Source organism: Sulfitobacter delicatus (assembly GCF_900102535.1).
Lineage (GTDB): Bacteria > Pseudomonadota > Alphaproteobacteria > Rhodobacterales > Rhodobacteraceae > Sulfitobacter > Sulfitobacter delicatus.
This window is the reverse complement of sequence record NZ_FNBP01000013.1, coordinates 13,253-26,042: the sequence shown is the minus strand read 5'-3', so window position 1 is coordinate 26,042 and position 12,790 is coordinate 13,253. Positions and strand designations below refer to the sequence as shown.

At 58.7% G+C, this 12,790-nt stretch carries 12 protein-coding genes; 2 read left to right on the top strand and 10 right to left on the bottom strand.

All coding sequences use genetic code 11. From position 1 onward, the window contains the following. The 4 genes from BLS57_RS17310 to BLS57_RS17295 are packed head-to-tail and all read right to left on the bottom strand — an operon-like array spanning position 1 to position 3,738. Complete coding sequence (locus BLS57_RS17310) at positions 1–765, bottom strand: IclR family transcriptional regulator (RefSeq protein ID WP_093743964.1); 765 nt, start codon at positions 763–765, stop codon at positions 1–3. A gap of 17 nt (positions 766–782) precedes the next feature. Then, the gene (locus tag BLS57_RS17305; RefSeq protein WP_093743909.1) at positions 783–2,123 is read right to left on the bottom strand and encodes a TRAP transporter large permease; all 1,341 of its coding nucleotides are present in this window, start codon (positions 2,121–2,123) and stop codon (positions 783–785) included. Next, positions 2,123–2,656, bottom strand: coding sequence for a TRAP transporter small permease (locus tag BLS57_RS17300; RefSeq protein WP_093743908.1), 534 nt, complete (start codon positions 2,654–2,656; stop codon positions 2,123–2,125). The genes BLS57_RS17305 and BLS57_RS17300 overlap by 1 nt, the downstream gene beginning before the upstream one ends. A 26-nt stretch (positions 2,657–2,682) precedes the next feature. Then, positions 2,683–3,738, bottom strand: coding sequence for a C4-dicarboxylate TRAP transporter substrate-binding protein (locus BLS57_RS17295; protein ID WP_093743907.1), 1,056 nt, complete (start codon positions 3,736–3,738; stop codon positions 2,683–2,685). A 212-nt stretch (positions 3,739–3,950) separates the two neighbouring features. Between BLS57_RS17295 and BLS57_RS17290 the strand changes: the two genes are divergently transcribed. Beyond that, on the top strand, positions 3,951–4,595 hold the full coding sequence (locus BLS57_RS17290) for a 5-formyltetrahydrofolate cyclo-ligase (protein WP_167356459.1): 645 nt from the start codon (positions 3,951–3,953) through the stop codon (positions 4,593–4,595). Between the two features lie 16 nt (positions 4,596–4,611). On the opposite strand, the gene BLS57_RS17285 is transcribed toward BLS57_RS17290, so the two are convergent. The 6 genes from BLS57_RS17285 to BLS57_RS17255 all read right to left on the bottom strand — a co-directional run bounded on the left by BLS57_RS17285 (position 4,612) and on the right by BLS57_RS17255 (position 12,215). Next, positions 4,612–5,385, bottom strand: coding sequence for an MBL fold metallo-hydrolase (locus BLS57_RS17285; protein WP_093743906.1), 774 nt, complete (start codon positions 5,383–5,385; stop codon positions 4,612–4,614). Between the two features lie 77 nt (positions 5,386–5,462). Next, entirely contained in the window at positions 5,463–6,293 is an 831-nt protein-coding gene (locus tag BLS57_RS17280; protein WP_093743905.1) for a 3-oxoadipate:acetyl-CoA acetyltransferase, read from the bottom strand. Between the two features lie 139 nt (positions 6,294–6,432). Continuing rightward, a complete protein-coding gene (locus tag BLS57_RS17275) occupies positions 6,433–6,945 on the bottom strand; it encodes an alkylphosphonate utilization protein (protein WP_093743904.1) in 513 nt (170 codons plus the stop codon). A gap of 245 nt (positions 6,946–7,190) precedes the next feature. Beyond that, positions 7,191–8,477: a DUF6161 domain-containing protein gene (locus tag BLS57_RS19640; protein ID WP_139186662.1), complete on the bottom strand. Its 1,287-nt coding sequence runs from the start codon at positions 8,475–8,477 to the stop codon at positions 7,191–7,193. A 174-nt stretch (positions 8,478–8,651) separates the two neighbouring features. Beyond that, positions 8,652–10,451, bottom strand: coding sequence for a translation elongation factor 4 (gene lepA, locus BLS57_RS17260; RefSeq protein ID WP_093743901.1), 1,800 nt, complete (start codon positions 10,449–10,451; stop codon positions 8,652–8,654). Between the two features lie 105 nt (positions 10,452–10,556). After that, the gene (locus BLS57_RS17255; protein WP_167356458.1) at positions 10,557–12,215 is read right to left on the bottom strand and encodes a DMT family transporter; all 1,659 of its coding nucleotides are present in this window, start codon (positions 12,213–12,215) and stop codon (positions 10,557–10,559) included. Between the two features lie 208 nt (positions 12,216–12,423). Between BLS57_RS17255 and BLS57_RS17250 the strand changes: the two genes are divergently transcribed. Further along, positions 12,424–12,786: a hypothetical protein gene (locus tag BLS57_RS17250; protein WP_244153721.1), complete on the top strand. Its 363-nt coding sequence runs from the start codon at positions 12,424–12,426 to the stop codon at positions 12,784–12,786. Positions 12,787–12,790 lie beyond the last annotated feature (4 nt).

The window sequence follows — 12,790 nt, the reverse complement described above, 5'->3', positions numbered from 1 at the left end:
TTATCCGCGCCGTGACAGGGCGGGTGCCCGTCCGGTGCGTTGTTCGATGCCGCTGACCACGTCACGCAGCGCTGGTCCCACTTGTGACAGAATGCGGTCGTCGGGCAAGTCGGCGGGCAAAGCGCCGCAGGTAAAGGCGACAGGCTCGCCAAACTCGCCCGCGTAATAGGGCACGCTGACGGCGTTGATGGTCCGGGCATAGCGGGTGTCCGGCGGGGCGAGGACAAAGCCCTGTGCCAGCAATTGCTCATAGCCTTCGCGGCGGTAGTCGCGCAGTTGGTCGTCTGGGGCGAGCGCGTCAAACCGCTCTTCGTCAAGGCTCGCCAGCGTCGCCAGCCCCGACGACGAGCCATAGACCGGAATACGGTGGCCCGGCTCCAGCCAAATCGTAGAAGCGGTGCGGGGGCGCCATGTGCGCACCAGCATCATCCGCTCGCCATCGCGCACGGCGATCAGCGCCAGCGTGCGGGTCTCATCGGCCAGTTGCTGCATCGCGTCAGAGGCCATATCGACAAAGCTGACGGCGACCGAGGCCACCGACCCCAGAGCAATGGCCGCAGGCCCAAGCCGAAACTTGTCGTTCCGCCCGCCATGCGCAAGGTAGCCCAACTCGCACAGCGTATAGGTCAACCGCGAGACAGTCGGCTTAGGCAGCCCCGTCCGCTCGGCGATCTGCGCGTGGGACAGCCCGCTGTCACTGGCGCGAAAGGCCCGCAGGATGCCCAAGCCGCGCGCCAGCGTATTGGCGAACTTGCGGTCCGTCATGCTGTTCGCCTGTTCATTCATCGCGCGGCCATCGGGATCAGAAGCGAGATTGCCGGGAAGGACATGATCAGGATCAGCACGATAAAGTCGACGCTGAGAAAGCGCGTGATCCCCGCGAAAATCTTGTCGATCGGCGCTTCACGGCCCACCACATTTGCAATGACAAAGACATTCAAGCCGACGGGCGGTGTGATCAGGCCAATCTCCAGCAGTTTGATGACCACCACGCCGAACCAGATGAGGTTGAGATCATAGCTTTCGACCAGCGGGATCATCAGCGGCAGGGTCAGGACCATGATGCCGATGGGGTCAAGGAACATGCCCAAGAGCAGATAGATCAGCGCGATGCAGAGCATCAGCACGACAAGGGACATCTGCGCGTCCGACACGAATCCGACGATGGTGCCCGCCACCCCGGTCAGGGCCACGAAGGCCACAAAAATCTTGGCGCTGGCGGCGATGAGGAAGATGGCCGAGGTCTGCACGCAGGTTTCCTTGACCGCTTCCCACAGGCCCGCCCAGTTGAGCTTGCGCTGCACGAAACCGATCAGCGTGGCGGAGACGACGCAGACCGCGGCGGCTTCGGTTGCGGTGAAGATGCCGCCGTAGATGCCGCCGATGATCAGCACAAACAGCAGGATCGCGGGCCAACTGTCGAGCGCCGCGCGCCAGCGCTCGCCCGCGCTGTAGCGTTGGTCTGTCGAGGGCGCGACCGCCGGATCGCGCCAGACCCAGACGGCGATCACCAGCACGAATCCCGCGAGTGTCAGCAAGCCCGGCAGGACGCCCGCGAGGAAGAGCGATGAGATCGAAGTCTCGGTAAAAATGCCATAGATGATGAACAAGACCGACGGCGGGATCAGAGAGCCTAACGTGCCGCCCGCCGCGACCGAGGCCGTGGCCAGACGCGGGTCATAGCCCATGCGCAGCATCTCGGGCGTGCAGATCTTGCCCATGGTCGAAGCGCAGGCGATGGACGAACCGGTGATTGCGGAAAACCCGCCGCAGCCCATGACAGAAGCCATGGCAACACCGCCCGGCAGACGGGTCAGCCAGACCTTGGCGGCGTGATAGATTTTCGTCGTGATGTCAGCGCGGTAGGCAATGTGGCCAAGCGCCACGAAGAGCGGGATCATCGACAGATCGTAGGAATGAATGAGATCGAAGGAGTTGGAAAACACCATCGAAGTGGTCGCCCGGATCGCGCGTTCGGGCATGAAGGTGCCGGTGCGGAAGGCGAAGATAAAGAAGGTGGCGACAGTTGCCACAGCGGCTAGCGTAAAAGCAATCGGCACACGCAGGGCGAGCAGGATCAGAACCGCGGCAAAGGCGATCATTCCGATGGTCGAAGCATCCATTACAGCACGTCCTTTTCAACCATCAGGTCCGCAGCATGCTGCTGCTCATCCGACACCACACCGCCCGCGAGGATCGTCTGGCCATCGCGCCATGTCAGTTCGGCCAACCGCAGGAAGGTGGCGATCATGCCCACCAGAAACAGCAAGCGCCCCGGCCATTTCGGCAGGTTTAGGTCACCATAAAAGAAGCTGCCCTTTTCAACGACAGCCAGAAATTCACGCCCGCCCGAATAGATCAATGGGGCCAGCGCCAGCATCCCAATGGCCGAGCCCGCGACGATCAGCACCGAGCGCGCGCGTGGCGGGAAACGGTCCGACACAAAGGCCACGCTCACATGCGCCCGCGCGGCAGTGGCAGCGGCGAGGGGCAGCAGGATGGCGGCAACCATGAGCTCGCGCACCATGGTCACACTGTCCGGCACCTGACTGGCGAAAAGCGCGCGGGCGATCACGTTGGAGGTGATCAACACCCCCAAGGCAATCACCGCCAAAGCGCCCAACCCCAACAGGATTTTCTCCAGATTTACCAACATATGCTGCCCCTCCCCAGTTTCAGCGATTAGTTGCTTTTGGCTTCCCAAGGGTAGCCGTTTGCATCGCGCTCTTCGGTGTATTTGGTGATCAGACCCTTGTACTCTTCCAAGAGCTCTTCACCCGGCAGGCCAGCGGCACTCGCAGTTTGCACCCATTCGTCGAGGAACTTCTGACCGGCTTCGACCAGTTGCGTACGGTCTTCTTCTGGCAGGGTGATGACTTCGACACCCTGCTCTTTCATCGACTCAATGGCCTTTTCGTTGGCACTGGTGATCAGGCGACCAAATTCATCCGCCATATCTTCACCAACTTCAGCCAGCGTGGCCTGCTGTTCATCGGTCAGGCTGTCGTGCATGTCTTTGTTCATAAAGATGCCCAAGCCGCCGACCTGACCCCAATCGAGGATCGTGTAGCTGTCCATCACTTCGGCCTGCTTCAGCGCCGCAACAGCATAGCTGTAGCCCTGCGAACAGTCGATCAGACCGGTGTCGAGACCTTGGTAGGCGTCATAGATCAACATGTTGACCATGTTCGCGCCCTGCTCGCCGAAGACCTTACCGTAAGCGCCCACACCGCGGACTTTCTTGCCAGAGATGTCATCCACGGATTTAATCGCGCCGCCCTTGCAGCCGATGTTCACCTGGGACGTGGTCCATGTGCCGATATAGACGAGGTTCTTCTCGGCCAGATCTTCTTGGATGGCGTCGCTGGTGCGCATCAGCTCATCCGTGGCGCGCATGCCAACCCAAGCGTCGGGGTTGTTCACCGGAAGGTCGGCGATGCCGTAGCCAGCCATTTCCTGCGGGTAGTAAACTGCGATCACCGAGCCGCTGTCGGCCACGCCATCGGCGATGGATTGCACAGCCGCATTCGCTTTGAAGAGCGCGCCGCCCCATTGAATGTCGAATCGCATATCGCCATCCGAGCGTTCGGCAACTTGGTCGGCGAACCACTGAAGCGCCACGGCGCGGGCACCGCGGTTTGGGCCGGCTTCGCCGTGAATCAACACTGTTTCAGCGCTTACAGCGCCGCCAGCAAGCGCTACGGCAGCCGCGCAGCTTAGGGTTTTAAGAATTGTCATGTAGGCTCCTCCCAGAGACTTGTTTCGCAATGCGAACCTGAGTTTCGCAATTGTCGCAGGTCACGCTAGTCGCAGGATCAGAGCCGATCAAGCAAAACTTCTGCGAGCTGCGGCGAACTGGTCTAAGCCCATGTTATCACATGGGGGAAATCCGCCTTCGTCCCCGGAATGTCATGCTTGCGCCGTATTGCGAGACTTGCAAAGCTGGCATCATGAAGAGCGACAGCGACCCTTGTTTTGCGCATTTGCTGGTAAACGGCCAGCCCGTCGACCCGGATACCCGGCGCGATGTCTCGCGCTTTCGCCGCGCGGAACGGGAGCGGTTACTGCAGGCGCGACGCGCGTTATCCGCAAGCGCATTGGCCGCCCAGTCGGATTGTGTTGCTAACGCTCTGACGGACCTCGTTGTTGCGCGCGAAGGGCTGACCATCGCAGCCTATTGGCCGATCCGAGGCGAGTTAGATTTGCGTCCTTGGATGACGGCGGCCTATGAGAATGGTGCCCAGATCGCCCTGCCCGTGGTGATCGAGAAAAACGCCCCGGTCGCCTTCCATCTATGGCAGCCCGGCTCTCCGATGAAGCGTGGCATCTGGAACATCCCGGTCCCGGAAACAGGCGTCGCAGTATCCGCGGATGTGGTGATCGCTCCCCTGCTGGGCCTAGACGCGGCTGGTTTCCGGCTCGGGAATGGCGGGGGCTACTATGACCGCACTCTTGCCGCGCTGCCGGGTATGCCGCAGGTAATCGGGGTGGGCCATGATTTTTGCTGCATGGAAACGATCTTCCCCATGCCTTGGGACATCCCCATGCAGCAATCTGTTCTGGGAGACGGCAAAGTAATAGACCACGCCCATTAGGACGTGGTCTGCGGAGTTACTCGTCGTACCAACCGCCCATTTTCACTTCGACGTCAGTGCCGACGCGTTTGGCAAACTCCTCAGGGTCCTGCGTGCCGCCATCTCGACCACGGTAGTGGTAGGGGTAGACGTAGTTGGGTTTAAATTCTGCCACGGCGGAAGCGGCGGCGTTGGAATCCATTGTGAAGGGGAGATTCATACAGACGAAGGCCAGCGAGATGTCGGTCAACTCGCGCATCTCGGGGATGTCTTCGGTATCGCCCGAGATATAGACGCGGAAGCCTTCAAAGCCGAGGATATAGCCGTTGTCGCGGCCTTCGGGGTGGAATTTCTTGCGTTCTTCCGTGGTGTTATAGGCCGGGATCGCGTTGATCGGCAGGCCGTTGAAGTCCGTGCTTTTGCCGTTGGCGAGTTGGCTGGCGTTTGCTTTGAGGTCTTCGGGGAGCATTTCGAAAACGGCGGGGTTGGCGATGAGGGGTGTGTCGTCACCTACGAGGGCCGCGAGGGTTTCAGCGTTGTAGTGGTCGCCGTGCTCATGGGTGATGAGGATCAGATCGGGCTTGGGGAAATCGCTGTATTGGGCGGCGTCACCGACCGGGTCGACGTAGATCACGCCGGCGGGGGTTTCCATTAAAAATGAAGCATGTGCAATGGGATGCACGGTGATCGGGCCAGCGTCGGTCTCGAATGTGTCGCCACTATGGGCGGCGGCGCGGGCGGTGAAGGGGAGCAGGGTGACAGCCCCTACGGCGGCGCTGGCGGCGAGGAAATGGCGGCGGGAATGGGTCATTTCAAACTCCTGTGTTGATGGGCAGGAGGTAGCTGTCCTGCCCGTGGTTTCAACGCAGTGTCCGGAAATGGGCCGGATCAGGCCGGGCGGAGGCCTAGGATTTCGCGGGCTTGGGCCGGGGTGGCGACGGGTCTTTCGTATTTATTACAAAGACTTGCGGCGCGGTGGATCAGGGCCGCGTTGGAGGGGGCGAGGGTGTCGCGGTCGAGGCGGATGTTGTCCTCTAGCCCGGCGCGGGTGTGGCCTCCGGCGGCGATGGCCCATTCGTTGAGGACGATCTGGTTTGGGCCGATTCCGGCGGCGCACCACTGAGCATCAGGGGCGAGGCGGTTTAGGGTTTTGATATAAAAATCAAAGGTTTCGCGGTCCACGGGCATGGCGTTTTTGACGCCCATGACAAATTGCACGTAAAGCTGGCCGGGGATGCGGCCGTCGCGGTTCATTTCGGCGGCTTTGTGGATGTGAGATAGGTCGAAGGCTTCGATTTCTGGTTTGATTTCAAAGGCTTTCATTTCACTCGCCAACCAGTCGACCAGTTGCGGCGGGTTTTCGTAGACGCGGGTGGGGAAGTTGTTGGAGCCGACCGACAGGGATGCCATATTGGGGCGCAGGGACAGCATGCCGCCGCGCTCTTGGCCCGCGCCGGAGCGGCCTCCGGTCGAAAATTGTATAATCATATCAGGGCAATGCGCCTTGACCCCCTCCATCAACCGGGCGAATTTTTCGGGGTCGGAGGATGGGGTTTCGTCGTCATTTCGGACATGGGCGTGGCAGATGCTGGCCCCTGCCTCATAGGCCTCATGGGTGGATTCGACCTGCTCGGAGACAGAGATCGGCACCGCGGGATTAGCCGATTTCGTGGGCACAGAGCCGGTGATGGCGACGCAGAGGATGCAGGGGTTGGTCATGGCCGATCTTCCTGTGGTGACAAAGGCTTGGCGCGCAAAGTGAAAGTGGTGCGCGAAGATTTGTTAATCAGAGGTTAAATGTCACATATTGTACACCGGCTGTACACCGGGCGTGCATATGCGCGTCGCGGGGTTCGCTTCAGCGTTTTTTCACAAATTCGGTCAGGATCACGATGCGCTGGCCCTCGACCCGTCCCTCGATATGGGCGGGGTTGTCGGCGACCAGCGAGATGCGGTGCACGGCGGTGCCGCGTTTGGCGGTGAAGCCCGCGCCTTTGACGGTGAGGTCTTTGATTAGCACCACGGTATCGCCCGAGACCAGCGGCACGCCGTTGCTGTCGCGGTGGGCGGAGGGCTGGGGGACGTTCTCGGCCCATGCTCTCGTTTCGTCGTCGAGGTAGAGTTGCTCAGCGAGGTCGCGGGCCCAAGGCTCGGGGATTTTGGCGAGGGTGCGGGCGGCCAAGACCTGAATGGCGGGGTCTTCGGACCACATGGTGGAGGCCAAAGCGCGGAAGTGGGCCGGGTCTGGCGTGTCGCTGGCGGTCTGCTCGGCGCAGGGGACGCAGATTTCGGCGCTGGCGTCAGCGGGGCCGCCGGGGACCGGGGTTTGGGTGAGCGGGGCGTTGGCTGTGGCGCAGAGGGGGCATGTCATGGGGGTGAGGCATAGTCCGGCGGAGCCGGATTGAACAGTCCGGGGGACTGTTCAAAATGACGAACGCACAATTCGTGAGAATTGGGCCGGGCAATAGATCGGGTGTGGTTGATTGGGACCGCCGCGCCCGAACCGAGGGGCGGGGAATAAGCGAAGCGCCCGCCCCGTGGGGGCGGTTCGGGCGCTGCCAAATCGAAGATTTGGCATTATAGGATTGGCTTACATGATCCAGCTAAATCAATAGCTTACTTGGAAAGCGCCTTTGAGATCATCCCCGACAGGCCGATATCCATCGCCCCATCGTCATTAATAATGCCATCCTGCGTAGGTCGAAATAACGATTGGAGAACCACTGCTTCGTGCTCACCAGTTACCTCTCCTCCCTTCAAAAGCGAAAGATAGGTTTCCGCAAATGCTTTCCTCTCACGAGCGTCAAGAAACAAGTGTCGCTCGCTCAAATGAACTTTCATCTGTAGACGCAAAAACCAAAGCCAGACTGTAGAAACCAAAAATATAGCCGAAACCACAAGCGGCCCTTTGGGAGAAATACTGTCGCAACTCTTTTCAAAACCGATCTGACAGGATGATGGTACGAAAGCGTCAGCTATCGCATCCCCTAGAAAAATGACCGAAGAAACCGCTGCGACAGCGAACAAAATTGAACCACCCAGAAAAAGCGACCATGCCTTTGCTGCGTTATCTCGATGCTCTTTTTGCAAGTCATTCCAAAGGTCGACCGGTCGGGAAAGACGCATATGGGCATTAAAGGCTTGAAGCAGTTCTTCAAACCGTTCACTTCGGCGGTCTTCTTCGACTTTAGCTTCTTTATTCTGGTTTCGCGCGCTGTCTACGATTCTACCATGCAGCCTTTTCCAACGCACGGCTGTGTCTTCTTTTGATCGCTCGAGCTCTTCTAGAAGCTCCGCTCTACGATGGCTTATTACTTCCATATTCTCCGCGGATTTTCTCAAAAGGTTGTCTGCGGCTTGAAGCTTGAGGTCAATATCGGCCGACGACCTTTCCCCCGACCCTACCGCCGCAACCGAGCTAATGGCTAAGTAATATCCCCTTGAGAAGCCGAGAATGGCACCCTCTAAGGAAGTATTATTAATGTTATTGTACAACTTAGGGTCTTGAGAATAGGCTAAGCCGAGGACAAGCGCACCCGCATCTTGATAGTTAGCCTCCCTATAGTTCTGGGCAAAAGCCAGTGCGGTGGGTGAGCTGGAGTGCGGCGGTCTAACCGTACTACTCTCTATGTCGGATTTAAAACGTGGAAAAAACTCGTTTACCGCTCGACCATCCTGCTCATCCAGAAAGCTTAGTCGGCTTTCCCAGAACTGCAAAAGCCCGATAATATGAGATCTACAGCTAGCTAATTTCTGCCGCCACAAATTCAGTGTCGTCGCATTCTCCAGCAGAGAAAAATCAAACGATGACCAAAATTCATGTTCGGAGCTTACGAGTTGCCGCAACTCGCTAAACGTATCAGCCTTAAGTTGGCCACCCGAAAGTTCTATTATAAATTTCAAACTGCGCATCCATCTCAGAAACTATCAAAAGAAATAGGATGCATTGTGTTGCGACCCGCGCGACTTTGCAACAAGCTAGACGCATCTGCTCGTGTCTACCCGAAAATACCCAAGCGGGAACGCGCATTGCTTCGCAACACCCAGCCTCCCGCGCGCACTAAAAATGGCCAGCTTTTAGCTGTCCATTTTTAGTGCGGAAATAAACGCCTCCTGCGGGATATCCACCTTCCCGAACTGGCGCATCTTCTTTTTACCGGCCTTCTGCTTCTCCAGCAGTTTCTTCTTCCGCGTCGCGTCCCCGCCGTAACACTTCGCGGTCACGTCCTTGCGCATCGCGGACAGCGTCTCGCGCGCGATCACCTTGCCGCCGATGGCCGCTTGGATCGGGATTTTGAACATGTGGCGCGGGATCAGGTCTTTGAGCTTTTCGACCATGGCACGGCCCCGCATTTCGGCGCGGTCTCGGTGGACCATGGTGGACAGCGCGTCGACCGGCTCGTCATTCACCAAAATCGACATTTTCACCAGCGAGTCGGTGCGGTAGCCAATCATCTGGTAGTCAAAGCTGGCGTAGCCCTTGGTCACCGATTTCAGGCGGTCGTAGAAGTCGAACACCACTTCATTGAGCGGCAGATCGTAGACCACCATCGCGCGGGAGCCGGCGTAGGTGAGGTTTTCCTGAATGCCGCGGCGGTCTTGGCAGAGTTTTAGCACGTCGCCGAGGTATTCATCTGGCACAAGGATCGTCGCCTTGATCCGCGGCTCTTCGATATGGTCGACATGGGTGAGGTCGGGCATGTCGGCGGGGTTGTGCAACTGCTCGACGCTGCCGTCTTTCATATGGATGTCGTAGATGACGCTCGGCGCGGTGGTGATGAGGTCGATGTCATATTCGCGCTCGATCCGGTCGCGGATGACTTCGAGGTGCAGCAGGCCCAGAAAGCCGCAGCGGAAGCCAAAGCCGAGGGCGGCGGAGGTTTCCATCTCGTAGGAGAAACTGGCGTCGTTGAGGGCGAGTTTTTCGATTGAGTCGCGCAGGTCTTCGAACTCGGCGGCGTCCACGGGGAAGAGGCCACAGAAGACCACGGGCTGCGAGGGTTTGAAGCCCGGCAGCGCGTTGTCGGTGCCTTTTTTCTCATGCGTGATCGTGTCGCCCACGCGGGTGTCGCGGACCTGTTTGATCGAGGCGGTGAGGAAGCCCAGCTCGCCGGGGCCAAGCACGTCGATCTCGGTCATCGCGGGGCGGAAGACGCCGATGCGGTCGACATGGTGGACGGAGCCGTTTTGCATCATGCGGACGCGGTCGCCCTTGCGCAACTGCCCGTCCATGATGCGGACAAGGACGATGACGCCGAGGTAGCTGTCGTACCAGGAATCCACCAGCATGGCCTTGAGTGGCGCGTCGAGCGTGCCTTTGGGGGCGGGCAAGCGGGTGACAATGGCTTCGAGTGTTTCCTTGATGCCGATGCCGGTTTTGGCGGACACGCGGATTGCCTCGGAGGCGTCGATGCCGATGACGTCTTCGATCTGCTCGGCCACGCGGTCACAATCGGCGGCGGGGAGGTCGATCTTGTTAAGAACCGGCACGATCTCATGGTCCGCGTCGATGGCGTGGTAGACGTTGGCCAGTGTTTGGGCCTCGACGCCTTGGGTGCTGTCGACGACCAGCAGCGAACCTTCGACCGCACGCATGGAGCGGGAAACTTCATAGGCGAAATCGACGTGGCCGGGGGTGTCGATCAGGTTAAGGATGTAATCCTGCCCATCGTCGGCGGTGTAGTTGATCCGGACGGTCTGGGCCTTGATCGTGATACCGCGCTCGCGCTCGATATCCATGCTGTCGAGCATCTGTTCCTTCATATCCCGGTCGGCCACCGTTTTGGTGGATTGGATCAGCCGGTCGGCGAGCGTGGATTTCCCGTGGTCGATATGCGCGACGATGGAGAAATTGCGGATGTTTTCAAGCGGTGTCATGCAGGGGGATATGGCGCAGTGCTGCGCCTGCGTCAATTGGTCATGAACGCGCGGGCGGCCCTTGCCCTGCTATAGTGGCGCTTTGTGGCGCAGGGTTGGGTGACCTCAGCACGGTGGGTGCTCAAAACAGCCGGGGTACTCCGCCCCCAGCGCTGCGGAGAAAAGCCGTAGAATGTCATTCCGAAGGAAATCCACCCACCATTTATCAACCAAGAGGACCGCCACCATGGCGATCAGCACAAGCGTCCCGAGCACGGCCAAGAAAACTGTATCGCGGTCCTTTAGCAACCGGTCGTGTGTGGCAGAAGCCGAGGCAATTGCGATTTTCCACTGAAAGGAGAAGCGCGAGCATTCATAGACAAAAAGAGTGAGGAAGATGCAGGTGAAGGAGATCACGAAAGAAACCACATCGAACATCAGCCCCGCCCCGCGAAAGGAGACGGCAAGAAAACACACCCCGACGCAAAGTACACCCAACACAAGATTTTCGGCGGAAGAGAAACTGGTGATCCGTTCAACCCGGATGCGTGCAGCGGCCGTGTCGAGCGCCTCAGCGACTAGTGCTTTCTGCGGCGTAGCAAGCGCAGCACGCTCAAACACCCGATTGTCTAGAAGATCGAGAAATCTACCTGCGGACACTCCAGCACGCTCTGCCTTGAGGACCCCCTCGGATGTGCAGATCGACATTTCGCGCACGTCGTGCAGTTTGCGCTGCAGTACGAAGGACACAAGGATTGCAAAGGCGCCGACGGTAATGCCCAAGGAGCCCATGTATTCTTCGCTCTCAGCCCCCGGAACCGTGTAGATCAATGCGCCCAAGAGTAATGTAGCACCGCTAATCCAAAAGAAACTGGCCCGTCGAATCGTCCCAATAGCAGAGAAGATATTGGCAAAGAGGATTGGCAGCAGCGCGAGGATATGCGCGTCGCTAAGCTCTTCGCCTTTGAATATCATCAGCCAGATGACAGAAATGATCGGCGTGAGATACCACAACAGAATATGACTTGATCGGCTCGAATAGCGTAGCCCTGAGATTGCCATTACTGAAGCTAGCCCGAAGGCGGTAACGCCAAGCGCCCCACCCCAGAGCATCGCCTCGCGCGACCAAAGGTCAGCCCCCGACGCCAAGGCTAAACCTAAGCTTAATGGTAGCCCAACAGCACGTACTAAAGCGATCGTATAACACGCCCCGGCAAAGCTCGGAGTTGCTTCAAAACGGTAGTAAAGTTCGGTTTGCACGACCGTCGCACCCGAAGCGATAGCTGCCAGCACAGCCAGCAATACACCCGAGGAATACCACAAGGCGCCCCCAAACCGCAGGGTGTTATGATCGGCGATGACGAGAATGATGATGCCAACACCACCGAGCGCAAAGAGCAGATAGTTGCGTAAACTCAGATCCTGCCAGTCCTTCTTGATGAAAAGTGCCGCAAAGAACAGGGCGAAGAAGGGCCAAAGCTCAAGTGAAATTGTAGCACTCAGGGAGCTTGACCGCGCCACCGAGGAAAAGAAGAAGACCGCAGTGAAAAGGGAGGCCAAAGAGAGTACGACAAGCATTAGAGGTGCCCGGCGTAGGTCCGAAACGATGGTTTGGGGTGATTTGCGTTTAGAAAAGATGAGTGCAAACGCCAGCCCAGCAATCTGGGAATAAAAAAGCGCGGCCCAGGGAGACGCGCCTGCTGATTGCACCGAAAACAGCGGGAAGAAGCTCCACACCAAGACATTAATAAAGATATGGAGCAGTCCGCGCGCATTATCTGTCATAGCAAATCTTTGTTTTTGAAAATGAATTTTTCTTAGCGCTGGAAGTGTACAGGCACTCCGGCTCATCTCAAGCGCAAAGCCCTTGCGGTCGACGCAGATGCACGACTGTAAGAATTGCGTGGCCCCTCGTTTTGCGGCATACTGGGGCGCAGAGCAGACCGGGCCGACAAGGGGAAAACCCCATGGCCCACAGCAATAGGGCAAATTAATGCGGACAGTTGTAAGTTTGATGGCGCTCGTCGTCTTGGCGGGCTGTGGCAGTTCACGTTATTCGAGCGATGCGGCCGTGGGGCGGTTCGCGCCTTCGCCGGTGCTTTTTGCGACCGGGCCGATCCAAAAGGCCTGTTTGGCGGATGGGCGGCGCGAGGCGAGCCATTCGCGGTGTGGCTGCGTGCAAGCGGTGGCGGATCAGAAGTTGTCTTGGTCTGAGCAGCGCACCGGGGCGAAGCTTTTCCGCGATCCGCATCGGTTGCAGGAAATGCGCCAGTCGGACAACGCAAGCGACAATGCGTTTTGGAGCACGTGGAAGGCCTTTGGCCAGAGCGCTGCGGCGGCCTGTTCGCGGACCTGAGCGG

Coding starts and splice junctions, on each gene's coding strand:
- BLS57_RS17310 (WP_093743964.1), bottom strand. CDS start 765: ATGACGGACCGCAAGTTCGCCAATACGCTGGCGCGCGGCTTGGGCATC.
- BLS57_RS17305 (WP_093743909.1), bottom strand. CDS start 2,123: ATGGATGCTTCGACCATCGGAATGATCGCCTTTGCCGCGGTTCTGATC.
- BLS57_RS17300 (WP_093743908.1), bottom strand. CDS start 2,656: ATGTTGGTAAATCTGGAGAAAATCCTGTTGGGGTTGGGCGCTTTGGCG.
- BLS57_RS17295 (WP_093743907.1), bottom strand. CDS start 3,738: ATGACAATTCTTAAAACCCTAAGCTGCGCGGCTGCCGTAGCGCTTGCT.
- BLS57_RS17290 (WP_167356459.1), top strand. CDS start 3,951: ATGAAGAGCGACAGCGACCCTTGTTTTGCGCATTTGCTGGTAAACGGC.
- BLS57_RS17285 (WP_093743906.1), bottom strand. CDS start 5,385: ATGACCCATTCCCGCCGCCATTTCCTCGCCGCCAGCGCCGCCGTAGGG.
- BLS57_RS17280 (WP_093743905.1), bottom strand. CDS start 6,293: ATGACCAACCCCTGCATCCTCTGCGTCGCCATCACCGGCTCTGTGCCC.
- BLS57_RS17275 (WP_093743904.1), bottom strand. CDS start 6,945: ATGACATGCCCCCTCTGCGCCACAGCCAACGCCCCGCTCACCCAAACC.
- lepA (WP_093743901.1), bottom strand. CDS start 10,451: ATGACACCGCTTGAAAACATCCGCAATTTCTCCATCGTCGCGCATATC.
- BLS57_RS17255 (WP_167356458.1), bottom strand. CDS start 12,215: ATGACAGATAATGCGCGCGGACTGCTCCATATCTTTATTAATGTCTTG.
- BLS57_RS17250 (WP_244153721.1), top strand. CDS start 12,424: ATGCGGACAGTTGTAAGTTTGATGGCGCTCGTCGTCTTGGCGGGCTGT.